Origin of the sequence: Tropicimonas sp., assembly GCF_047971885.1 — a bacterium.
Classification (GTDB): Bacteria; Pseudomonadota; Alphaproteobacteria; order Rhodobacterales; family Rhodobacteraceae; genus Tropicimonas.
The window spans coordinates 1-22,830 of the sequence record NZ_JBKEAE010000199.1; the positions used below are offsets into that span (position 1 = coordinate 1).

The 22,830-nt window shown below is 65.8% G+C and carries 21 protein-coding genes and 1 pseudogene; 9 read left to right on the forward strand and 13 right to left on the reverse strand.

What is annotated here, in order from left to right; translation table 11 throughout:
- The 7 genes and pseudogenes from ACK5IR_RS16490 to ACK5IR_RS16520 form a co-directional block, all read right to left on the reverse strand.
- Nucleotides 1-430, reverse strand: a pseudogene (locus tag ACK5IR_RS16490) (3-hydroxyacyl-CoA dehydrogenase); the annotation flags it as partial.
- Nucleotides 431-484: 54 nt separating this feature from the next.
- Nucleotides 485-1,696: an acetyl-CoA C-acetyltransferase gene (locus tag ACK5IR_RS16495; RefSeq protein ID WP_416930430.1), complete on the reverse strand. Its 1,212-nt coding sequence runs from the start codon at nt 1,694-1,696 to the stop codon at nt 485-487.
- Between the two features lie 12 nt (nt 1,697-1,708).
- On the reverse strand, nt 1,709-2,347 hold the full coding sequence (locus ACK5IR_RS16500; RefSeq protein ID WP_416930432.1) for a glutathione S-transferase family protein: 639 nt from the start codon (nt 2,345-2,347) through the stop codon (nt 1,709-1,711).
- 8 nt (nt 2,348-2,355) lie between these two features.
- Nucleotides 2,356-2,886: a hypothetical protein gene (locus ACK5IR_RS16505; RefSeq protein ID WP_416930434.1), complete on the reverse strand. Its 531-nt coding sequence runs from the start codon at nt 2,884-2,886 to the stop codon at nt 2,356-2,358.
- Between the two features lie 69 nt (nt 2,887-2,955).
- Entirely contained in the window at nt 2,956-4,734 is a 1,779-nt protein-coding gene (locus ACK5IR_RS16510) for an acyl-CoA dehydrogenase C-terminal domain-containing protein (protein ID WP_416930436.1), read from the reverse strand.
- Nucleotides 4,735-4,758: 24 nt separating this feature from the next.
- On the reverse strand, nt 4,759-5,163 hold the full coding sequence (locus ACK5IR_RS16515) for a MerR family transcriptional regulator (protein ID WP_416930438.1): 405 nt from the start codon (nt 5,161-5,163) through the stop codon (nt 4,759-4,761).
- 223 nt (nt 5,164-5,386) lie between these two features.
- Complete coding sequence (locus tag ACK5IR_RS16520; RefSeq protein ID WP_416930440.1) at nt 5,387-5,755, reverse strand: MerR family transcriptional regulator; 369 nt, start codon at nt 5,753-5,755, stop codon at nt 5,387-5,389.
- Nucleotides 5,756-5,894: 139 nt separating this feature from the next.
- Here ACK5IR_RS16520 and ACK5IR_RS16525 point away from each other — a divergent pair, with 139 nt between their 5' ends.
- The 4 genes from ACK5IR_RS16525 to selD are packed head-to-tail and all read left to right on the forward strand — an operon-like array spanning nt 5,895 to nt 9,272.
- Nucleotides 5,895-6,326: a PaaI family thioesterase gene (locus tag ACK5IR_RS16525; RefSeq protein ID WP_416930442.1), complete on the forward strand. Its 432-nt coding sequence runs from the start codon at nt 5,895-5,897 to the stop codon at nt 6,324-6,326.
- Nucleotides 6,323-6,829: a PaaI family thioesterase gene (locus tag ACK5IR_RS16530; protein ID WP_416930444.1), complete on the forward strand. Its 507-nt coding sequence runs from the start codon at nt 6,323-6,325 to the stop codon at nt 6,827-6,829. Before ACK5IR_RS16525 ends, ACK5IR_RS16530 begins: the two co-directional genes overlap by 4 nt.
- Nucleotides 6,822-8,150, forward strand: coding sequence for an MATE family efflux transporter (locus ACK5IR_RS16535; protein ID WP_416930445.1), 1,329 nt, complete (start codon nt 6,822-6,824; stop codon nt 8,148-8,150). Before ACK5IR_RS16530 ends, ACK5IR_RS16535 begins: the two co-directional genes overlap by 8 nt.
- Nucleotides 8,151-8,207: 57 nt before the next feature.
- Nucleotides 8,208-9,272, forward strand: a complete 1,065-nt coding sequence (gene selD, locus ACK5IR_RS16540; protein ID WP_416930447.1) for a selenide, water dikinase SelD — start codon at nt 8,208-8,210, stop codon at nt 9,270-9,272.
- A gap of 71 nt (nt 9,273-9,343) precedes the next feature.
- On the opposite strand, the gene mutT is transcribed toward selD, so the two are convergent.
- The 3 genes from mutT to ACK5IR_RS16555 are packed head-to-tail and all read right to left on the reverse strand — an operon-like array spanning nt 9,344 to nt 11,853.
- Nucleotides 9,344-9,742, reverse strand: coding sequence for an 8-oxo-dGTP diphosphatase MutT (mutT, locus tag ACK5IR_RS16545; protein WP_416930449.1), 399 nt, complete (start codon nt 9,740-9,742; stop codon nt 9,344-9,346).
- Nucleotides 9,739-10,986: a bifunctional glutamate N-acetyltransferase/amino-acid acetyltransferase ArgJ gene (gene argJ, locus ACK5IR_RS16550; protein WP_416930451.1), complete on the reverse strand. Its 1,248-nt coding sequence runs from the start codon at nt 10,984-10,986 to the stop codon at nt 9,739-9,741. Before argJ ends, mutT begins: the two co-directional genes overlap by 4 nt.
- A 15-nt stretch (nt 10,987-11,001) precedes the next feature.
- Nucleotides 11,002-11,853: a peptidylprolyl isomerase gene (locus tag ACK5IR_RS16555; protein ID WP_416930453.1), complete on the reverse strand. Its 852-nt coding sequence runs from the start codon at nt 11,851-11,853 to the stop codon at nt 11,002-11,004.
- Nucleotides 11,854-12,027: 174 nt separating this feature from the next.
- On the opposite strand from ACK5IR_RS16555, the gene secA reads away from it, so the two are divergent.
- Nucleotides 12,028-14,739, forward strand: coding sequence for a preprotein translocase subunit SecA (gene secA, locus ACK5IR_RS16560; RefSeq protein WP_416930455.1), 2,712 nt, complete (start codon nt 12,028-12,030; stop codon nt 14,737-14,739).
- A gap of 19 nt (nt 14,740-14,758) precedes the next feature.
- Here secA and choV read toward each other — a convergent pair whose 3' ends face one another.
- The 3 genes from choV to choX all read right to left on the reverse strand — a co-directional run bounded on the left by choV (nt 14,759) and on the right by choX (nt 17,617).
- Entirely contained in the window at nt 14,759-15,781 is a 1,023-nt protein-coding gene (gene choV, locus ACK5IR_RS16565; protein WP_416930457.1) for a choline ABC transporter ATP-binding protein, read from the reverse strand.
- Nucleotides 15,778-16,611 (reverse strand): choline ABC transporter permease subunit, encoded by an 834-nt coding sequence (gene choW / locus ACK5IR_RS16570; RefSeq protein ID WP_416930459.1) that lies wholly within the window; start codon nt 16,609-16,611, stop codon nt 15,778-15,780. The genes choV and choW overlap by 4 nt, the downstream gene beginning before the upstream one ends.
- Nucleotides 16,612-16,690: 79 nt before the next feature.
- Complete coding sequence (gene choX, locus ACK5IR_RS16575; RefSeq protein ID WP_416930461.1) at nt 16,691-17,617, reverse strand: choline ABC transporter substrate-binding protein; 927 nt, start codon at nt 17,615-17,617, stop codon at nt 16,691-16,693.
- Nucleotides 17,618-17,710: 93 nt separating this feature from the next.
- On the opposite strand from choX, the gene betI reads away from it, so the two are divergent.
- The 4 genes from betI (at nt 17,711) to ACK5IR_RS16595 (ending at nt 22,787) form a co-directional block, all read left to right on the forward strand.
- The gene (gene betI / locus ACK5IR_RS16580) at nt 17,711-18,301 is read left to right on the forward strand and encodes a transcriptional regulator BetI (protein ID WP_416930463.1); all 591 of its coding nucleotides are present in this window, start codon (nt 17,711-17,713) and stop codon (nt 18,299-18,301) included.
- On the forward strand, nt 18,298-19,755 hold the full coding sequence (gene betB / locus ACK5IR_RS16585) for a betaine-aldehyde dehydrogenase (RefSeq protein WP_416930465.1): 1,458 nt from the start codon (nt 18,298-18,300) through the stop codon (nt 19,753-19,755). The genes betI and betB overlap by 4 nt, the downstream gene beginning before the upstream one ends.
- Before the next feature lie 20 nt (nt 19,756-19,775).
- Entirely contained in the window at nt 19,776-21,434 is a 1,659-nt protein-coding gene (gene betA, locus ACK5IR_RS16590) for a choline dehydrogenase (RefSeq protein ID WP_416930505.1), read from the forward strand.
- A 117-nt stretch (nt 21,435-21,551) separates the two neighbouring features.
- Entirely contained in the window at nt 21,552-22,787 is a 1,236-nt protein-coding gene (locus tag ACK5IR_RS16595; protein WP_416930467.1) for a phenylacetate--CoA ligase family protein, read from the forward strand.
- The last annotated feature ends 43 nt before the right edge of the window (nt 22,788-22,830 follow it).

Sequence of the window (22,830 nt, forward strand, 5' to 3'; positions counted from 1 at the left end):
GATTGTCGGCGGCGAAGATCCGGTGGCAGGCAAGCGGAATCTCCAGCCCGATGCCAAGCGCCGTACCGGGCAGCGCCGCCGCGATCGGCTTGCCGCCGGCGTTGGTCCCGGGGGCCATCCCGGCGCGCTCGATCTTCCGCAGCAGACGGTGGGTCGCCATGATGCCGTCGAAAAGACCCCGGGCCGGATCGTTGCCGGCGCTGTCGCGCATCTGCGCGATCACGTTGAGGTCCATACCGCCGGCGAAGCTGCCCGGCTTGCCACTGGTGATGACCGCGCCCCGGATCGACTCGTCGCCAAGCACCCTGTCGATCAGCGCATCGAGGTCGCTGAACCCCTGAAGGCTCATCACGTTCATCGACCTGCCTTCGGTATCCCAGGTAATGACGGCAACACCGTCGGCGCCCACTTCCATGGAAAAATCGCTCATCCCGCGTTCTCCTTGATCCCTGCGCCCCTCGGGGCGGTCCTGTCGGTTGTGCGGTCAGACCCGCTCGATGATCGTCGCCGCACCCATACCCGAGGCGACGCAGAGCGTGGCAAGGCCAACGCCCTTGCCGGTCCGCTCAAGCTCGTCCAGCAGCGTGCCGAGAATGATGGCGCCGCTGGCGCCCAGCGGGTGCCCCATGGCAATTGCGCCGCCGTTCACATTGACCCGCTCGGGCGAAACGCCAAACGCCTGCAGGAAGCGCAGGACCACGGCGGAAAACGCCTCGTTGACTTCGAAAAGGTCGATATCACCGATCGACATCCCGCTTTCGCCAAGGATTTTCTCGGTCACCGGAACCGGGCCGGTCAGCATGATCGTCGGATCGGTGCCGATCTTGGCAGTGGCCCGGATGCGCGCACGCGGCCTCAGGCCGTTGCGGTCGCCAAAGGCTTTCGAGCCCACCAGAACCGCCGCCGCGCCGTCGACGATGCCCGAGGAATTGCCCGCGTGGTGGATATGGCGGATTTCCTCGAGGTGAGGATATTTCATGATCGCCACCTTGTCGAAGCCGGGCATCACCCTGCCCATCTGCTCGAAGCTGGGTGCAAGCGCCGCAAGCGCCTGCATGTCGGTGCCCGGCCGCATCGCCTCGTCGCGGTCGAGGATGGTCAGCCCGTTGCGGTCGAGCACCGGAACGACCGACCCGGCGAACCGCCCCTCGTCCCACGCGACGCCGGCCCGGCGCTGGCTTTCGACTGCCAGCGCATCGGCCTGTTCGCGGGTAAAACCGTATTCGGTGGCGATCAGGTCGGCCGAAATGCCCTGCGGGACAAAACAGGTCTCCATGGCGATGGAGGGGTCCACGGCAACCGCCGCGCCGTCCGATCCCATGGGGACGCGGCTCATCATCTCGACCCCGCCGGCGATGTAGCCGTCACCCGCGCCACCGCGCACCTGATTGGCGGCAAGGTTCACCGCCTCGAGCCCGCTGGCGCAGAAGCGGTTGATCGAAAGGCCGGGGATACGCTCGTCCAGATCCGAGGCCAGCACCGCGGTCCGGGCGAGGCAGCCGCCCTGTTCCTTCACCTGAGTGGCATTGCCCCAGATCACATCCTCGACAGCGTGGCCCCGCAGCCCGTTGCGCTCGCGGACGGCGTTCAGCATCTGCGCCGAAAGCCGCGCTGCCGTCACCTCGTGCAGCGATCCGTCCGGGCGGCCCTTGCCGCGCGGGCTGCGCACGGCGTCGTAGATATAGGCGTCGGTCATGGCGTTCCTCTCTCAGGCCCGGTCGGCGGGCGAGCCGGGCATCAGGTCGTAGGGATGTTTCCAGCCCGGCACGGCGGCGATACGGCCGAGCCAGGTGTCGATATTTGGCCATTCCCCGCGGTCGAAACCGAAGGGTTCGGGGTAGAAGAGATAGCCGCAGCAGGAAAGATCGGCGTTTGTGATCGCGTCGCCGACGATCCAGTCGCGTCCCGCAAGATGGCGGTCGAGCACCGCATAGGCGGCGGCCAGCCGGCCCTGCAACCAGCCGGTTACCGCCGGCTGGCGTTTGCCGGGCGGCAGGAAGTTCATCATGAACCGGCAGGCCCCGGCCTGCGAACTGAGCTTGTGGTTGTCCCACAGCACCCAGCGCAGCACCTCGCGCGCCTCGTCCGGCGTTTCGCCGCCGAAGCGGCCGGTCCGTTCGGTGACATAGCTCTGGATCACGCCCGATTGGGTCAGCCTGAGATTGCCGTCCACCAGCACCGGCGCCTCGCCCATCGCGTTCACGTCGCGCAGATAGGCCGGGCTGCGGGTTTCGCCGTTGAAGAAATCGACATGGACCGGCGCCCAGTCCATCCCCGAGAGCTGCAGCGCGAGCGCCGCCTTGTAGGAATTGCCCGATTCCCCGAAGCAATGGAGTTTCACCGACATCGCGCGCCCTAGTCGGACAGTTCCCGCATGGTACTCTGCGGCAGCACCAGACCGGCCAGATCGGGATAGACCTCGCCGACGAGTTGCAGGTGCTGGGGCGTTTCGAGGCGGATCAGATACCATTGCCCGCCATCCTCGACGGCAAGGGTGGTTCCGGTCGCCTCGATCCTCCGGCCGTCGGCCTTCATCACCGTGCGGCTGGGGATCAGCGCATAGTCGCGGCCGGCCGCGCTCGTCCCCGTCTCGGCGGCGCCGAGATCATAGCTCGCCTCCTCGAAGCTGATCTGCGTCATGACCTGCTCCATCTGCGAAACGACCAGTTGCTCCACCTCCTCGACGCTCATGCCCGACTGCCCGGCCATGTTTTCCAGAAACGCCGGCGGCATGACATCGAACACCCCCTGGTAATTGCCGCTCTGCGTATCGGACAGCATCCTGTCGTAGGCCGTGGCGATCGCGGCGCTGTCGGTATCGTCGAAGGCCAGCGAGGGCGCACCGGTCAGCGCCAGCGCCGCCGCAAGGGTAAGAGCAGTTTTCATCGGAATCGTCTCCTGTGCTGTAACCGCATCATACACGGTCTGAAGGAACCTGCGGAGGGGTTGCGCGGATCAGAACCGGTCCGCCGGCAGCGCCATCACAGGTGCGTCACCGCTGCGGATGCGGGCGAGGTGCAGCGCGGTGGCAGGCAGTTGCCGGGCCATGTAATAGCGCCCGGTCACCAGCTTGGCCTCGTGGAAGGCCGCATCCCCGGTACCGGAGGCCAGCGCCGCGGCCGACGCCCCGGCCATCCGCGCCCACATCAACCCGAGACAGACATGGCCGAAAAGGTGCATGAAGTCGTAAGAACCCGCCAGCGCCGCATTGGGGTTTTTCGCGCCGTTTTCCATGAAGAACATGCTGGCCGCCTGCAAATCCTTGCTGGCCGCCTTCAGCGGTTCGAGGAAGGCCTCCCTGAGCACCGCATCGCCCTCGTTCTCGGCGATGAAGCGCTTGACGAGATCGAAAAAGGCCATGATCGGCTTGCCGCCTTCCGCCGCCAGCTTGCGCCCGACGAGATCGAGCGCCTGAACCCCGTTCGCGCCTTCGTAGATCTGGGTTATCCGGGCGTCGCGCACGAACTGCGACATGCCGGTTTCCTCGATATAGCCGTGACCGCCAAAGATCTGCTGGGCGGCAACCGTCGCGTCGAAGCCCTTGTCGGTCAGGAAGCCCTTCAGCACCGGGATGAGCAGCGAGATCAGCCCCTCGGCCGCCGCGTCGTCGCAGCGCCGCGACCGGTCGATCAGCGACGCGCCCCACAGCAGGAAGGCCCGCGCCCCCTCGATAAAGCTCCGCTGGTCCATCAGGGCCCGCCGGACATCGGGATGGACGATGATCGAATCGGCCGGGCCGCCGGGGTTTTCGGCGCCGGTCACCGCCCGGCCCTGAAGCCGCTCGCGCGCATAATCCGCCGCGTTCTGACAGGCCGCCTCGGCCTGCGCCAGCCCCTGCATGGCAACCCCCAGCCGGGCCTCGTTCATCATGGTGAACATGGCCCGCATGCCCTTGTGCTCCTGCCCCAGCAGATAACCCTCGGCACCGTCGTAATTCATCACGCAGGTGGCATTGGCATGGATGCCCATCTTCTTCTCGACCTTGCCGACCGAGACGTTGTTGCGCGCGCCAAGGCTGCCGTCCTCGTTCACCAGCACCTTGGGCACGATGAAGAGGCTGACGCCCTTGATCCCCTCGGGCGCACCCGAGATCCGCGCGAGAACAAGGTGGACGACATTCCCGGCGAGATCGTGATCGCCGGCGGAAATGAATATCTTCTCGCCGGTGATCCGGTAGGTCCCGTCATCCTGCGGCACCGCCCTGGTGCGCATCAGGCCCAGATCGGTGCCGCTTTGCGGCTCGGTCAGGTTCATGGTGCCGGTCCACTCGCACGAGACCATTCTGGGCAGCCATTTCGCCTTTTGCGCATCGGTTCCGTGGGCATGGATCGCCGAATAGGCCCCGTGGGTGAGACCCTGATACATGGTGAAGGACTGGTTGGCGCCGGAGAACAGCTCTCCCACCGCGGTGCCCAGCAGCACGGGCATGCCCTGCCCGCCGTAATCCGGATCGCAGTCGAGAGCGGGCCAGCCGCCCGCCTTAATCTGTTCGAAGGCTTCCCTGAAGCCTTCGGGCGTGCGCACCACACCGTTCTCGAAGCGGACGCCCCGGCTGTCGCCCTCGAGATTGAGCGGCGCCAGAACGCCAGAGGCGATCTTGCCGGCCTCCTCGAGCACGGCTGCCGTGAATTCGGCGTCCAGTTCCTCGTATCCGGGAATGTCCTGCTCCGAGGCACCGAGCACCTGGTGCAGGACGAATTGAATGTCGTTCACGGGCGCCGTGTATGTCGGCATGCGCTCCTCCCTGAAGTGTCGTTTCTACTCCGCTGCCGACGTGGAACTCAGCGACGAGAGCATCTTTTCGCCCCAGGCCAGTTGCGACCTGAGTTCGTCGATTGCCTCGTCCAGTTCGTCGCGCTGACGTTCCATGTCGGCCAGCCGCTGGGTTCCCATTTCGTGGGATTTCGAAATCTGGGTCGCCTGCTGATCGCCGATGTCATAGAGGTCGAGCAGCTGCCGTATCTCTTCGAGACTGAAGCCGAAGCGCTTGCCGCGCAGGATCAGTTTCAGCCGGGCGCGGTCGCGGCGGGTGAACAGCCGCCTGGTGCCCTTGCGAATCGGAAACAGCAGCTCCTTCGCCTCGTAAAAGCGCAGGGTGCGGGGGGTCACCTCGAAGGAGTCGCACATCTCCCGGATCGTCATGAGTTCTTCGGTCGTAGCCATTTTCAGTCTTTCGTGCACTCGCATATCCGACCCCGGTCTGCACCTGGGCCATTACTAGGTTAAAATTGACGCGAACGTAAACGTAACGCTGCGTCGCGGGAAAACGCCCTGGGGATCCGGCCCTCCGGGGCATTCTCGGAGCAGGCAAAATTGCCTGTCGGGAACGGCTCGCTCCGCCCCCTCGTCGCGGCGCACCATGGTGCGACCGCAGATAAAATTCACGTCACGCAAGTGTGTTGACCGTTTCGTCCCTCAGTTTCTCAAGCTCCTGAATGGTCTGATCCAGTTCCATCCTGCGTCGGCGTAATTCATCCAATTGGCGGTCTGCCAATTCAATCCATGCTTCGAGTTGCGGTCCTGTTCCCTCCTCTTCGTATATGAGCAGCCACTGGCGAATTTCCTCGAGGCTGAACCCGAAACGCCGGCCGCGCAGGATCAGTGTCATCCGCGCCACCTCGCGCGCTGTGTACCACCTGCTCCGTCCTTCCTTCTCGGGTTGCAACAGTTCGATATATTCGTAGTAACGCAGCGTGCGCGGTGTTACATCGAATCTTGCACACATCTCCTTGAAGCTCAGCCGGTCGTCAGACACCACTCGCCCTCCGGAAAATCGGTTTACCGTCACGTAAATCTGTGGCGCGGCTCATTCAATGCCAAGTGTAGCAGTATTGTATGCTTGCCGCGCGATTGAGGGAAATGGATAACAAGTCGCAGACAGGCGGGAAACGCAAATGACAGATATGGAAACAATTGCCCGGCAATTGATAGAAGCGTTGCCATTTTCGAACGCATTGGGAATGCGGCTGGAAGCGGTTGGCGAGGGCTGCGCGACCATCTCGATGCCGTGGGATGCGCGATTCGTCGGCGATCCGCGCAGCGGGGTGATTCACGGTGGCGCCGTCTCGGCGCTGCTCGACACCTGCTCGGGCGCGGCGGTGGCGGCCCACCCGGACGGCACCGGCATTACCGCGACCATCGACCTGCGAATCGATTACATGCGCCCGGCAACCCCCGGGCGGGCGCTGCGCGGCGAAGCCGTCTGCTACCACGCCACACGAACGGTCGCCTTCGTGCGCGCCACCGCGACCGATGGGGAAACGGCAACCCCGGTCGCAACCGCCAAGGGCGCCTTCACCTTCGAAAAGAGGAAAACCGACCGATGAGCCTGCGCCGCCCGGAACCCGTTCAGGTCATCAAGGAGCGGCGCGACCGCGCATTGAGCGCGCTGGTCGGCGGAATACCCTACGTCACCTTTCTCGGCATCGTCTTCGATCGCAGGGGAGACGAGCTTACCGCGATCCTTCCGCACGACGAAAAGCACATCGGCAACCCGGCCCTGCCGGCGCTGCATGGCGGGGCTACCGCATCGTTTCTCGAGGTGACGGCGATTGTCGGGCTGGGCTGGTCGATCCTGTGGGAAGAGATCGAAAGCGGCAGGACCGATCCGGCGACAATCACGCCCGGGTCTATCCCGCGCCTGCCCAAGACGATCGATTTCACCGTCGACTACCTGCGCGTGGGTCTGCCGCGCGACGCCTATGCCCGTGCGCAGGTCAACCGTTCGGGTCGCCGCTATGCCAGCGTGCATGTCGAAGCCTGGCAGGACAACCGCGCCCGCCCCTTCGCCCAGGCGACCGGACATTTCCTGATGCCCGCACATGGCTGAGATTGCGGCGGCGCCCGCGCTGACCCATCGCCGCATCCTCGCCATCGCCGGGCCGATAGTCCTGTCGAACGCGACGGTGCCGATCCTCGGCATCGTCGATACCGGCGTGGTCGGGCAACTGGGCGAAGCCGCGCCCATCGGCGCGGTCGGCATCGGCGCCATCGTTCTCAGCGCGATCTACTGGGTCTTCGGCTTCCTGCGCATGGGCACCACCGGGCTGGTCGGGCAGGCGCGCGGCGCCGGCGATCAGGCCGAGGTCTCGGCGATGCTGGCGCGCGCGCTGATGATCGCGGCTGCCGGCGGCATCACGCTGATCGCGCTGCAAGGCCCGCTTTTCGCCGGGGCCTTCGCGCTGGCGCCGGCTTCGGAGGAGGTCGAATCGCTGGCACGCCGCTACATGTCGATCCGTATCTGGTCGGCACCCGCACCGATCGCCATCTACGGGCTGACCGGCTGGCTGATCGCGCAGGAACGCACGCGTGCCGTTCTGGCGATCCAGCTTGCGATGAACGGCATCAACATCGCGCTCGACCTGCTGTTCGTTCTCGGCTTCGGCTGGGGGGTCGAAGGGGTGGCGCTGGCGACGTTCATCGCCGAATGGTCGGGGGTCGCGCTGGCACTCTGGCTCTGCCGCGACGCTTTTGCCAACCCGGCCTGGAACGACCGTGCGCGCGTCTTCGACAGGGCCCGTCTGGCGCACATGGCGGCGGTCAATACCGATATCCTGATCCGGTCGCTGCTGCTTCAGGCGATCTTCGTCTCCTTCCTGTTTTTCGGCGCCGATTTCGGCGATATCACGCTGGCCGCCGATCAGGTGCTGCTGCAGTTTCTCGAGGTCACGGCATTTGCCATGGACGGCTTCGCCTTCGCCGCCGAGGCGCTGGTGGCCCAGGCGATGGGCGCGCGCCGGCGCGACCTGCTGCGCCGCGCCGCGATCATGACCAGCCAGTGGGGGCTGGGCTGCGGGATCGTACTGGCGCTGGCATTCGCGCTCGCCGGCGGCGCGATCATCGATCTGATGACCACCGCGCCGGAGGTGCGGAGCGTCGCGCGGAGCTACCTGCCATGGATGGTCGCCGCCCCGCTGGCCGGTGCCGCGCCGTGGATGCTCGACGGCATCTTCATCGGCGCTACCCGCACCCGCGACATGCGCAACATGATGGTGCTGTCGGCGCTCACCTATGCGCTGGCACTGGCGCTGCTGATGCCGGCTTTCGGCAACAACGGTCTCTGGGCGGCGCTGATCGTGTCGTTTGTCGCCCGGGGCGTCACGCTCGGCGCGTGTTACCCGGCGCTGGAACGCGCCACGACGGCGCGTTGACAGCCCGCACCCCGGGGACTAGGCCAATCGCGCCCTTTGATCTGCCGGAGACCAGCCATGACCGTTCAGGACAACACCGCCGAACTCCGCCTGACGTCGCTTTCCCACGGCGGCGGCTGCGGCTGCAAGATCGCGCCGGCGGTGCTGTCGGGTATCCTGAAGCGTACCACCGGCATGGCGCTGCCGGCGGAAATCCTCGTCGGCAGCGAAACCGCCGACGATGCCGCCGTCTACCGGCTGAACGACCGGCAGGCGCTGGTCGCCACCACCGATTTCTTCATGCCCATCGTCGACGATCCGTTCGATTTCGGCCGCATTGCCGCCACCAACGCCATCAGCGACGTCTACGCGATGGGCGCCACGCCGATCATGGCCCTGGCGCTGGTCGGGATGCCGATAAACGTGCTTTCCGAGGAAACGATCGCACGGATCCTCGAAGGCGGCAGCACCGCGGCGCGGGCAGCGGGCATTCCCGTGGTCGGCGGCCACTCGATCGATTCGGTCGAGGCGATCTACGGTCTTGTCGCGCTTGGTCTGGTCCACCCCGATCTGGTGAAGAAGAACGCCGGCGCCCGGCCCGGCGACGTTCTGGTGCAGGGCAAGCCGCTGGGCGCCGGGGTCATGTCGGCGGCGCTCAAGAAGGGCGAACTGGACGATGCCGGCTATGCCGCGATGATCGCGATGACCACCAAACTCAACACTCCCGGCCCCGAGCTTGCCGCGCTCGACGGCGTGCACGCCCTGACCGACGTAACTGGGTTCGGACTGGCCGGGCATGTGCTGGAAATGGCGCGCGGCGCCGGCTGCGACGCCCGCATCGACTGGTCCGCCGTTCCCTTCCTGCCCGGCGTGCGGGAACTGGCCGGACGGGGCTTCGTCACCGGTGCCTCGGGCCGCAACTGGGCCAGCTACGGAACCGAGGTCGGCCTGCCGGCAGGCTTTTCCGATCTCGACCGCGCCCTACTGACCGACCCGCAAACCAGCGGCGGGCTGATGGTCGCCTGTACACCCGGCGCCACCGATCAGGTTCTGGCGGTCTTCCGGCGCCACGGCTTCGGGCAGGCGGCAATTGTCGGCGAAATCGCTGCCACCGAGACATCCCCGCGCCTGCTGGTGGAATAGTCTTTTCCTTGGTCGCCGGCCCGCCCGAGCCCGGCGATATCGTTACGCGCAGGCGCGGGCCGGGCGGCCCGTCAGAGCCAGTCGCGCAGATGCGGGATCAGCGGGATATCGGCCGGCGGCATGGGATAGTCGCGCAGGTCGCCGGCGCGCACCCATTTCAACGCCTGCCCCTCCCTGGGGCGCGGTGTTCCCTGCCACTTGCGGCAGGCGAAAAGCGGCATCAGCAGGTGGAAATCGTCGTATCCGTGGCTGGCAAAGGTCAGCGGGGCGAGGCACGACGCCCAGGTGTCGATGCCAAGCTCCTCGTGCAACTCGCGGATCAGCGCCGCCTCGGGCGTTTCGCCCGGCTCGATCTTGCCGCCGGGAAATTCCCACAGGCCGGCCATCGACTTGCCGGCCGGGCGCTGCGTCAGCAGTACCCGCCCATCCACATCGACCAGCGCCACCGCCGAGACGAGAACGACCCTCAAGAGCGGTAATCCGCGTTGATCGAGATGTAGCCGTGGGTCAGATCGCAGGTCCACGCGGTAAAGGCCGCCGCACCGAGCCCCAGATCGACCGAAATCCGCAATTCGGGCAGCTTCATATAGGCCGCCCCCGCCGCCTCGCGGTAGCTTTCCGCCACCCAGCCGTTTTCGGCGACCAGAATGTCGCCGAAGCGAATCGACAGGCGGTCGCGGTCGGCGGCGGCACCGGATTTGCCCACCGCCATGACGACACGGCCCCAGTTCGGATCCTCGCCGGCGATGGCGGTCTTGACCAGCGGCGAATTGGCGATCGCCATGGCGACCCGTCTGGCGTCGGCATCGCTTTCGGCACCGGTCACGCATACCTCGACGAATTTCGTCGCGCCCTCGCCGTCCCGGACCACCTGCTGCGCAAGATCGCGCATCACCCCGTGCAGCGCCCCGGTGAACGCCCTGCCGGTGGCATCGGCAAGATCGTTCACCTCCGCGCCGCCGCAGCCGGTGGCGGCCAGCATCAGCGAATCCGATGTCGAGGTGTCGCCATCGACGGTGATGGCGTTGAAGGTCGTTCCGGTCAGATCGGAGAGCACCCCCTGCAACAGCGGCGCGGCGATCTTCGCGTCGGTGAAGATATAGACCAGCATCGTCGCCATGTCCGGCGCGATCATTCCCGACCCCTTGGCGATGCCGGCGATGCGGATCGCGCCGGCGGGGGTTTCGACAACCGCCCCCGCCCCCTTGGGGAAGGTATCGGTGGTCATGATGGCCGCCGCCGCGCCGCTGATCGCATCCGCCCGCAACCCGGCAACCAGTTCGCCCACCCTGGCGGTGATCCGGTCGTGCGGAAGCCGCTCGCCGATCACGCCGGTCGAGGCGGTGAAGACACGGGAAGCCGGCACCCCGGCGGCAGCCGACACCGCCTCGCAGATCGCCGCGACCGAACCGTCGCCGGCCCTGCCGGTAAAGGCGTTGGAATTGCCCGAATTGACGATGATCGCCGCGCCTGCCCCGGGGTCTGCCGCTGCTGCCAGTTTGGCCTGACAGTCGAGCACCGGGGCCGAGCGCGTCGCCGACCGGGTGAAGACCCCGGCGATGCCGCTGCCCGGTGCCAGCCGGACAAGCATCACGTCAGTGCGCCCGGCGTAGCGCACGCCGGCCTGCGCAGATGCGAATTCAGCCCCGGCGATTTCCGGAAGGTCCGGAAAGCGCCCGGGTGCAAGCGGCGAAACGGGAAGCGATCCGGCCATCTGCGTCTCCAGGGCTCAGTTTTCGATCAGGCCGGTATCGGTCAGGACTGACGGGTCGATGTCGAGCGCGGGCTTCTCGACCTCGGTCGCCTCCATCACCCGGGCAAGCTCTGCCTCGATCGCCGTGTTCTGGAGCTCGCCGGCGATCTCAACGCGCACTTCCTCCAGCGACGGTGCCTCGGCGATCCGGCTTTCGTTCAGCCTGATCACATGCCAGCCGAACTGGGTCTGTACCGGCGCCGAGATCTCGCCGTCTTTCAGCTCCATCACCGCGGTCTCGAACTCCGGCACCATCATGCCCTTGCCGAACCAGCCCAGATTGCCGCCGTCGGGGCCGGACGGGCCGGTGGATTTTTCCTTGGCAAGCCCGGCAAAATCGGCGCCGCCCTCCAGTTCGGTCACGATCGCCTTCGCCTCGTCCTCGGTCTCGACGAGGATGTGGGAGGCGTTGAACTCCGTTTCGGGCTCGGCGCCGGCGAAACGGGCCTCGTAGGCGGCAGCGATCGCCTCGTCGGTCACCGCACCCTTCAGCGCCTTGCCCAGCGCCTCGCCCGCCAGCAGGCCCGAGGTCTGGTTCTCGATCGCCAGCCGTGTCGCCTTCGACATCTCGCCGCCGAGCGATTGCGCCATCGCCGTCTGCTGGATCAGCTGGTCGAGAACCCCGTCCCAGAGGATCCCCGGTTCGAGTTGCTGGTATTGCGGCGGCAGCGAGCCGTGGGCGACGATCATGTTGCCCAGGGTGATATCGGTCCCGCCGACGGTGGCGACGACGGTCTCGGCGGTAACCTCCTGCGCCAGCGCCGGAGCGGCACCGGCGAACGCAAGGCAGATCAGCCCGGCCGCCCAGGTTTTATTGGATGTCGACATGTTGATGGCTCCCGTTCGGCCACGAACCCGCGTGGCGTTGACACTCATTGGACGCGCCCTTACATCGCACTTGGTCCGCGAAGGACGAGCGGCGCTTCGTTGATCGCTTGGTAACGCCGCTCGGAGTGTCCGGCAAGGGACCCTCTCTCACGAATTCGTAACGGCGGAGCGCACATGCTGGGAATTGGAACGATCGCACGCAAGGTCTTCGGAACGCCGAACGACCGCAAGATCAAGGCCACGCGTCCCGTCATCGACCAGATCAATGCCCTGGAGCCCGAGTTCGAGGCGATGAGCGACGCGGCGCTGATCGAAAAGACCCACGAATTGCAGACGCGCGCCCGGAACGGCGAGGATCTGGACGCCATGCTGCCCGAAGCCTTTGCCAACTGCCGCGAGGCCGCCAAGCGGGCGCTCGGGCTCAGGGCGTTCGACGTTCAGCTGATGGGCGGCATATTCCTCCACCGGGGCAATATCGCCGAGATGAAGACGGGCGAGGGCAAGACGCTCGTCGCGACTTTCCCGGCCTATCTCAACGCGCTTTCGGGCAAGGGCGTCCATATCGTCACGGTGAACGACTATCTGGCGCGGCGCGATGCCGAATGGATGGGCAAGGTCTATGCCCACCTCGGCCTGACCACCGGGGTGGTCTATCCCCAGCAGCCCGAGGAGGAAAAGCGCACCGCCTATCGCGCCGACGTGACCTATGCCACCAACAACGAACTGGGTTTCGACTATCTGCGCGACAACATGAAATCCGACCTGAAGGACATCAACCAGCGCTACCACAACTTCGCCATCGTCGACGAGGTGGACTCGATCCTGATTGACGAGGCACGCACGCCGCTGATCATCTCGGGGCCGAGCCAGGACCGCTCCGAGCTTTACCGCACTGTCGACAAGATCATCCCCGAACTGCACGACGAGCATTACACGCTGGACGAAAAGACCAAGAACGTCACCTACACCGATGCCGGAAACGAGTTTCTGGAGGAGCGGCTGACACGTTACGGCATCCTGCCCGAGGGCCAGCCGCTCTATGCCCCCGAGAGCACCACCGTCGTGCACCACATCAATCAGGGGCTGAAGGCGCACAAGCTGTTCCAGAAGGACAAGGATTACATCGTCCGCAACGGTGAGGTGATGCTGATCGACGAATTCACCGGCCGGATGATGCACGGGCGGCGGCTGTCCGACGGGCTGCATCAGGCGATCGAGGCCAAGGAAGACTGCGCCATCCAGCCCGAGAACGTGACGCTGGCCAGCGTGACCTTCCAGAACTATTTCCGCCTGTACGACAAGCTTGCCGGCATGACCGGCACCGCGCTGACCGAGGCCGAGGAATTCGAGGACATCTACAAGCTGGGCGTCGTCGAGGTTCCGACCAACCTGCCGGTGGCCCGCGCCGACGATCACGATCAGGTCTATCGCACGGCGAAGGAGAAATTCGGCGCCATCGTCGATGCGATCCGCGCCGCGCACGAACGGGGCCAGCCGGTACTCGTCGGCACGACCTCGATCGAACGCTCCGAGACGCTGAGCCAGCTGCTCACCGAGGCCGGGCTGGCGCATAACGTGCTCAACGCCCGCCAGCACGAGCAGGAGGCGCAGATCGTCGCCGATGCCGGCAAGCTGGGCGCGATCACCATCGCCACCAACATGGCCGGCCGCGGAACCGACATCAAGCTGGGCGGCAACGTCGAGTTCAAGGTGATGGAGGCGCTGGCCGCCAACCCCGAGGCCGACCCCGAAGAGGTGCGCGCCCGGATCGAGGCCGAACACAGGGGCGACGAGGAGGCGGTGAAGGCCGCCGGCGGGCTTTACGTGCTGGCCACCGAACGCCACGAAAGCCGGCGGATCGACAACCAGCTTCGCGGCCGCTCGGGCCGTCAGGGCGACCCGGGGAAATCGTCGTTCTTCCTGTCGCTCGAAGACGACCTGATGCGCATCTTCGGTTCGGAACGGCTCGATTCCATGCTGGGCCGGCTGGGCATGCAGGAGGGCGAGGCCATCGTCCACCCCTGGGTGAACAAGTCGCTCGAACGCGCGCAGGCCAAGGTCGAGGGGCGCAACTTCGACATCCGCAAGCAGCTGCTCAAGTTCGACGACGTGATGAACGACCAGCGCAAGGTGATCTTCGGCCAGCGGCGCGAGATCATGGAAGCCGAGGATCTGTCGGATATCGTGCAGGACATGCGGCATCAGGTGATCGACGATCTGGTCGATCAGTACATGCCGAAAAAGAGCTATGCCGACCAGTGGGAGACCGAAAAGCTCTATGCCGCCGCGATCGAACGGCTGGGCATCGACGTGCCGGTGATCGAATGGGCCGCCGAAGAGGGCGTCGACGACGTGGAAATCCGCGAACGCCTTTACCGGGCGTCCGACGAGTACATGGCGAAGAAGACCGCCGATTTCGGCGCCGAGAACATGCGGATGATCGAAAAGCAGATTTTGCTGCAGACGATCGATGCCAAATGGCGCGAGCACCTGCTGACGCTGGAACACCTGCGCTCGGTTGTCGGCTTCCGCGGCTATGCGCAGCGCGATCCGCTGAACGAATACAAGAACGAGGCCTTCCAGCTGTTCGAGAACCTGCTCGACAGCCTGCGCGAGGACGTGACGGCGAAACTGGCACAGGTCCGCCCGATGACCGAGGAAGAGCAGCGCGCCATGATGGAGCAGATGCTGGCGCAGCAGAACGCGCTCCAGCAACAGCGCGCACGGGCCAACGGCGCTGCGGCATCGGCAGGCGCCGCGGCGACGGCGCCGCTGATCGAGGGTTTCGACGAGAGCGATCCCGCGACCTGGGGCAACCCCGGCCGCAACGATCCCTGCCCCTGCGGTTCGGGCAGGAAGTTCAAGCACTGCCACGGCAGCTTCTGAGCCGGTTGCCCGGCGGAAATCAGGCCCTGCCGGCGAGCCGCCCGAGGATCGATTCCGCCGTGACCTGCCCGACAATGGCGCCCTGACGGGTAACGGCGATCCTGCGCTCGCAGGTGACCTGCCCGATCAGCGCGCGGACCGGTTCGGCCGCATCGACCTGCGCGGCAAAGGCCGCGCCGTTCGCCGGCACCATCACATCTTCCGCCCGCAGCACGCCCAGCGGATTCATGTGGGCGACGAAATCGGCCACATAGTCGCTGGCCGGGGCCGAGATGATGTCGCGCGGGGTGCCGCATTGCACGATCCGCCCACCGTCCATGATCGCGATCTGATCGCCCAGCTTGAACGCCTCGTCCAGATCGTGGCTGACAAAGATGATGGTGCGTTTCAGCTTGTGCTGAAGATCGATCAGTTCGTCCTGAAGCCGGGTGCGGATCAGCGGATCGAGGGCCGAGAACGGCTCGTCCATCAGCAGGATCGGCGCATCGGTGGCAAAGGCGCGGGCAAGCCCCACCCGCTGCTGCATGCCGCCCGAAAGCTCCGCCACCCGGCGGTCGCCCCAGTTCGCCAGCCCGACAAGTTCGAGTTGCGCATCCACCTTCGCGGCCCGCGTCGCGGCATCCTCTCCGCCCAGTTCGAGCCCGAGCCCGACATTCTCCCGCACCGTGCGCCACGGCAGCAACCCGAATTGCTGGAACACCATGGCGATATGATGCAGCCGCATCTGCCGGAGCGTGGATTTGTCGGCATGGGTGATATCGACCATGCCCGCCCCGTCGCTGACCAGAACCCTGCCGCGCGCCACCGGGTTCAGCCCGTTGACCGCGCGCAGAAGGGTGGATTTGCCGGAGCCCGACAGGCCCATCAGGACAAGGATATCGCCCTTGCGCACGCGAAGGCTGCAATCGTGAACGCCCAGTACCTGCCGGGTGTCCTGCTGGATCTCGGCCCGGGACATGCCGGCATCCATCAGCGGCAGCGCCTTTTCGGGATGGCTGCCGAAAACGATCGACACCTTGTCGAATTCGACCGCAACCGTCATCGCCGTTCCACCCTGAGCATCCGGTCGAGCATGATCGCGACCACCACGATGACGAACCCGCTTTCGAAGCCGAGCGCGGTGTTGACCTGATTGAGCGCCCGGACAACCGGTACGCCCAGCCCGTCGGCACCGACCAGCGCCGCGATGACCACCATCGACAGCGACAGCATGATCGTCTGGTTCAGTCCGGCCATGATCTGCGGCAGCGCGAAGGGCAGTTCGACCTTCCACAGCGTCTGGCGCGCGGTGGCGCCAAAGGCCTCCGCCGCCTCGAGCAGCGGTTTCGGGGTTGTCGAGATGCCAAGGTGGGTCAGCCGGATCGGCGCGGGCAGAACGAATATCACCGTGGCGATCAGCCCCGGCACCATGCCGATGCCGAAGAACACGATGGCCGGGATCAGGTAGACGAAGGTCGGCAGGGTCTGCATCAGGTCGAGCACGGGACGCATCCACTGGTAGAGGCGCGGCCGGTGTGCGGCGGCAATGCCGATGGGAACCCCCAGCGCCATGCAGACGAAACACGACGAGATCACCAGCGTCAGGCTTTCGGTCGTTTCCTCCCAGTACCCCTGGTTGATAATGAAGAGAAAGCCAACCAGAACCAGCAGGCAGGGCCGCCAGCTGCGTTGCAGAAGCCAGGTCAGAGCGACGAATCCGCCGATGATAACCAGCGGCGGCGGGGTTTGCAGCACCCAGAGGATCGCGTCGATCATCCGCTCCATGGCGGCGGCGAGCGCATCGAAGAAGAAGCCGCCATGCAGTTGCAGCCAGTCGAAAAGGCTCTTCGCCGTCTTCCCGACCGGCAGCTTGTCTTCGGTCAGCCAGTCCATCGGCACGCCCTCCGGCAATGCTGAATGGCGCCGGAGCCAAAGCCCGGGGCGATCGCGATGTCAAATGGCGACAAGCGGATCAGAGCCCCAGCGCGGAGTTGAGCGCCGCCGCCGCGTCGCCGCCATCGAGGGTGGTCACACCGTCGAGCCAGCCGAGCGCAACATCGGGATGGGCCTTCAGCCAGGCGGCCGCGGCCGCTTCCGGATCTTCGCCACCATCGAGGATCGCGCCCATGATCTCGTTTTCCATCGCCAGCGTGAAGTTCATGTTCTTCAGCAACACGCCCACATTCGGACATTCGTCGACGTAACCGGCGCGGGTATTGGTCAGCACCGTCGCGCCGCCAAAGTCGGGGCCGAAGAAGTCGTCGCCACCGCTCAGGTAGGTAAGCTGGAAATTGGCGTTCATCGGATGCGGGTCCCAACCGAGAAAGACGATCGGTTCGCCGCGCTTGTCGGCCCGGGCGACCTGCGCCAGCATCCCCTGTTCCGAGCTTTCCGCCACCTTGAAACCACCGAGGCCAAAGGCATCCTGCCCGATCATGTCGAGGATCAGCCGGTTCCCGTCGTTGCCCGGCTCGATACCATAGATCGTCGCGTCGAGCGCATCCGACTGCCCGGCGATATCGGCGAAATCGCGGATGCCAAGCTCCGCGCCGGCGGCATTGGTCGCCAGCGTGTACTTGGCGCCTTCCAGGTTCACGCGAACCGTATCGACCGTTCCCGCGTCGCGGTAAGGGGCGATGTCGGCTTCCATGGTCGGCATCCAGTTGCCAAGGAAAACGTCGATATCGTCGTTGGCCATCGAGGTATAGGTCACCGGAACCGACAGCACCTTGACGTCGGTGTCGTAGCCGAGCGCCTTGAGAACCGTCGTCGCCGCCGCCGTCGTTGCCGTGATGTCGGTCCAGCCCACATCCGAGAGCCGCACAGTGCCGCAATCGGCCGCCGCAAGGCCGGCTGAGGCTGCCAGAAAGCCTGCCGTCAGAGTAATCATCCTGTTCATGTAACCACCTTCCCTGTTCGCGCTGTTTTTTGATTGACGAGTCAATCAAAAACCGATTTATCGTTCGCCCAAGCAGAACCATGGAGTGCTCGCATGCCGAAAGTCGGAATGGAGCCGCTTCGTCGTGCCGCTCTGGTGGACGCTACGATAAAGGAAATCGGAGCGAAAGGCTCGCTTGACGTGACCGTGAGCCAGATCGCCCGGCGCGCGGGTGTCTCAAGCGCATTAGCCCACCACTATTTCGGCTCGAAGGAGCAGATGTTCCTTGCCACCATGCGCCATATCATGGCGCGCTACGGCGAAGATGTCCGTATCGCCCTGGCGATGGCGGAAACGCCGCGCCAGCGGGTCGAGGCGGTGATTCACGCAAGCTTCTCGCCCGGCAACTTCGACGACGCGGTGATTGCGGCCTGGCTGCAATTCTACGTTCAGGCGCAGCATTCGGACGACGCGCTGCGCCTGCTGAACATCTATCGCAGGCGGATGCGGTCGAACCTGATCCACGATCTGCGGCCATTGCTGGGCACCGGCGCCGGACGGGTCGCCGACGGCCTGGCCGCAATGGTCGACGGGCTCTACATCCGGCAGGCGTTGCATGGTACCGCCCCCGGTCGCGATACCGCCCAATCCCTGCTGGTCGATTATCTCGACACGCAGATCGCCGCACAAAAGGAGGCCCGATGATCGACCCGCGCCCAAGGGCCAGCCATTTCATCGGCGGCCAGTACGTCGAGGATACGGCCGGCATGCCGATCCCGGTGATCTTTCCGGCAACGGGGGAAGAGATCGCGCGCATCCACGCCGCAACGCCGGCAATCGTCGAAAGCGCGCTCAGGGCAGCCGACGCTGCCCGGGCGGGCTGGGCCGCGCTGAGCGGCACCGAACGCGGCCGCATCCTGCGCCGCGCCGCCGGCATCATCCGCGACCGCAATCGCGAACTGAGCGAGCTTGAGACTTTCGATACCGGCAAGCCGCTTCAGGAAACGCTTGTCGCCGACGCCAGCAGCGGCGCCGATGCGCTGGAGTATTTCGGCGGGCTGGCGGGCAGCCTGACCGGTGAGCATATCGCCATGCCGGATGGCAATTTCGTCTATACGATCCGCGAGCCGCTGGGGCTCTGCGTCGGGATCGGCGCATGGAACTATCCCACCCAGATCGCCTGCTGGAAGGGCGCGCCGGCACTTGCCTGCGGCAACACGATGATCTTCAAACCATCCGAAACGACGCCGCTCTCGGCCCTCAGGGTGGCCGAAATCCTGACCGAGGCCGGGGCGCCGCCGGGCGTTTTCAACGTGGTTCAGGGCATGGGCGAGGTCGGCGCGGCGCTGGTCGGCGATGCGCGTGTCGCCAAGGTTTCGCTGACCGGATCGGTGCCGACCGGGCGGCGCGTCTACGCCGCCGCCGCGGCGGGCATGAAACATGTCACCATGGAGCTTGGCGGCAAGTCGCCGCTGCTGATTTTCGACGACGCCGACGTGGAAAACGCGGTCAGCGGTGCGATCCTCGGGAATTTCTATTCCACCGGGCAGGTCTGTTCGAACGGAACGCGGGTCTTCGCGCAGAAGGGGATTCGCGAGGCGTTCCTGACCCGGCTGAGCGAACGGCTTTCGAATATCGTGCCCGGCGATCCACTGGACGAGAGGACGAATTTCGGACCGATGGTCAGCAAGGAGCAACTCGAGATCGCCGAACGCTACATCGCCGCCGGCATTGCCGAAGGCGCGCGGCTGGTCTGCGGCGGCAAGCGGCTCGACCGGGCGGGTTACTGGCTGACCCCGGCGGTCTTTGCCGATGTGACCGACGATATGACCATCGCGCGGGACGAAATCTTCGGCCCGGTCATGTCGGTGCTCGATTTCGAAACCGAGACCGAGGTCATGGCCCGCGCCAACGCCACCGAATTCGGGCTCGCCGCCGGTGTCTTCACCCGCGATCTGAGCCGGGCGCACCGGGTGGTCGCCGGTTTCGAGGCCGGAACCTGCTATATCAACACATATAACGACGCCCCGGTCGAGGCGCCTTTCGGCGGCTCGAAGATGTCGGGCGTCGGACGCGAGAACTCGAAAGCGGCGATCGGGCACTATTCGCAGCTCAAATCGGTTTTCGTGCGACTGGGCGATCTGGACGCCCCTTTCTGAGCGGAAGAACGGCGATGCGGATGCAGGCGGATTTTGTCATCGTCGGGGCCGGTTCGGCCGGTTGCGCCCTGGCCTGTCGCCTGGGCGAGGCCGGGGCAAGCGTTCTGGTGATCGAACACGGCGGTACCGATGCCGGGCCGTTCATCCAGATGCCCGGTGCGCTCTCCTATCCGATGAACATGCGCCGCTACGACTGGGGCTACCGGACCGAACCCGAACCGCACCTCGGCGGACGGCGGCTGGTCTGTCCGCGCGGCAAGGTGATCGGCGGTTCGTCGAGCGTCAACGGCATGGTCTATGTCCGTGGCCACGCGCGCGATTTCGACACCTGGTCCGAAATGGGCGCCACGGGCTGGAGCTTTGCCGATGTGCTGCCCTATTTCAAACGGATGGAAACATGGCACGACGGCGGCCATGGCGGCGATCCATCCTGGCGCGGCGGCGACGGGCCGCTGCATGTAACGCGGGGCCCGCGCCGCAATCCGCTCTACCACGCCTTTGTCGAGGCGGGGCGGCAGGCCGGCTATCCGCTGACCGGCGATTACAACGGCGCGCAGCAGGAGGGCTTCGGCCCGATGGAACAGACGGTCTGGCGCGGCCGGCGCTGGTCGGCGGCGAACGCCTACCTGCGGCCGGCGCTGAGGCGGCCGAACTGCGGCGTCGTTCGCGGCCTTGCCCGCCGCATCGTGATCGAACAGGGCCGCGCCGCCGGGGTCGAGATCGAGCGGCACGGCACAACCGAGGTGATCGCCGCCGCGCGCGAGGTGATCGTCGCGGCCGGCGCCATCAATTCGCCCAAGCTGCTGATGCTGTCGGGGATCGGCCCTGCGGCGCATCTGGCCGAATACGGCATTTCCGCAGTTGCCGACCGGCCGGGTGTCGGGCGCAACCTGCAGGATCACCTGGAGGTCTATTTCCAGATCGCCTCGAAGCAGAAAATCACGCTGTTCCGCTACTGGAACCTGATATGGAAGGGGATCATCGGGGCGCAATGGCTGTTCACCCATACCGGGCTGGGGGCGTCGAACAACTTCGAAAGCTGCGGCTTCATCCGGTCGGGCGCCGGGGTGGAATATCCTGACATCCAGTATCATTTCCTGCCCATCGCGGTCCGTTACGACGGGCGGGCCGCCGCCGAAGGGCACGGCTTTCAGGCCCACACCGGCCCGATGCGCAGCCCCTCGCGCGGGGCGGTCACGCTGCGATCCGCCGATCCGCACGAGGCACCGGCCATCCTGTTCAACTACATGTCGACCGAACGGGACTGGGCCGATTTCCGCGCCTGCCTGCGGCTGACACGCGAGATCTTCGCCCAGCCCGCCTTCGAGCCATTCGTGAAGTCCGAAATACAGCCCGGCGCGGCACTGCAATCCGATGACGAACTGGACGGTTTCGTGCGTGAACATGCCGAAAGCGCCTATCATCCCTGCGGTACCTGCCGGATGGGCGCGGCCGGCGATCCGATGGCGGTGGTCGACCCCGAGACCCGCGTGATCGGTGTCGACAGGCTGCGGGTGGCGGACAGTTCGGTCTTTCCGCAGATCACCAACGGCAACCTGAACGCTCCGTCCATCATGGTGGGGGAAAAGGCGGCCGATCATGTGCTTGGGCGCGAACCGTTGCCACAGGCGAACGCCGTGCCCTGGATCAATCCCGGCTGGCGAACCGCACAGCGCTGAATGCGGCAGGTCCGCCCACCGGGCGTGAAGGCGTTGCAATTCCACTTCGGCAGGCGCGAAGATGGCACCGGAATCTGGCAAGTCAGGCGCGCCCGGTGGCGGCAGGAGGGAATATCCATGGCTCGTGAATACGATACGCTCGAACGGCGTTCGGCAGACGAACGCGCGGCGGCGCTGGCCCGGGCGCTTCCGGCCCAGATCGCGGCCGCCCGGGCATTGCCGGGATATGAGAAATCGCTCGCCGATGTGGACCCGGCCACCATCACCGATGCCGCCGCGCTTGCCGCGCTGCCGGTTCTGCGCAAGTCGGATCTCGGCGGGGCACAGTCGCAGGACGAACCCTTCGGCGGCTACACGCCGCGCGCGGCAAGCGAATTCGACCAGATTTTCCAGTCCCCCGGCCCGCTTTATGAACCCGGCATGACCGGGCACGACTGGTGGCGGCTGGGGCGGTTCCTGTTCGCCGCCGGGATAGGCAGGGGCGATATCGTGCAGAACTGTTTCGGCTACCACCTCGTTCCGGCGGGGTTGATGTTCGAAAACGGGGCCCGCGCCGTCGGGGCCGCCGTCCTGCCGGGCGGAACCGGACAGACCGACCTTCAGGTGCGCGCCGCCGTCAATGTCGGGTCGACAGCCTATGCCGGCACGCCCGATTTCCTCAAGGTGATTCTCGACCGGGCGGCGGAAATGGGCGAGACGCTGCGGATCGCCCGCGCGGTCGTCTCGGGCGGGGCGCTGTTCCCGTCGCTCCGGCAGGAATATGCGGAGCGTGGCATCGCCTGCCTGCAATGCTACGCGACCGCCGATCTGGGCAACGTGGCCTACGAATCCGAAGCGATGGAGGGGATGATCACCGACGAGGGGGTGATCGTCGAAATCGTCACCCCCGGCACCGGCGATCCCGTCGCTCCGGGCGAGGTCGGCGAGGTTCTGGTGACGACACTCAACTCCGATTACCCGCTGATACGCTTCGCCACCGGGGATCTGAGCGCGGCGATGGAGGGAAACAGCCCCTGCGGCCGGACCAACATGCGTATCCGCGGCTGGATGGGCCGCGCCGACCAGACCGCCAAGGTGCGCGGCATGTTCATTCGCCCCGAACAGGTGGCGCAGCTTGTCGCCCGTCATTCCCACGTTCACCGGGTCCGGGTGATCGTGACCCGCGAGAACGAAATGGACCGGATGCAGGTTCTCATCGAGGCCGAGGGCGGCGACTGGACCGTCTATCCGCATTCCATCCACGAGGTTCTGAAGCTCAGGGCAAACGGAATCGAGGTGGTCGCCCCGGGCACCCTGCCGCGCGACGGGATGGTGATCGAGGATCGCCGCGACTACGGCGGCGACGCTATTTGATAACATGCCCCGCTGCCATAGGTTCCGGTCGGGGAATTCCGGT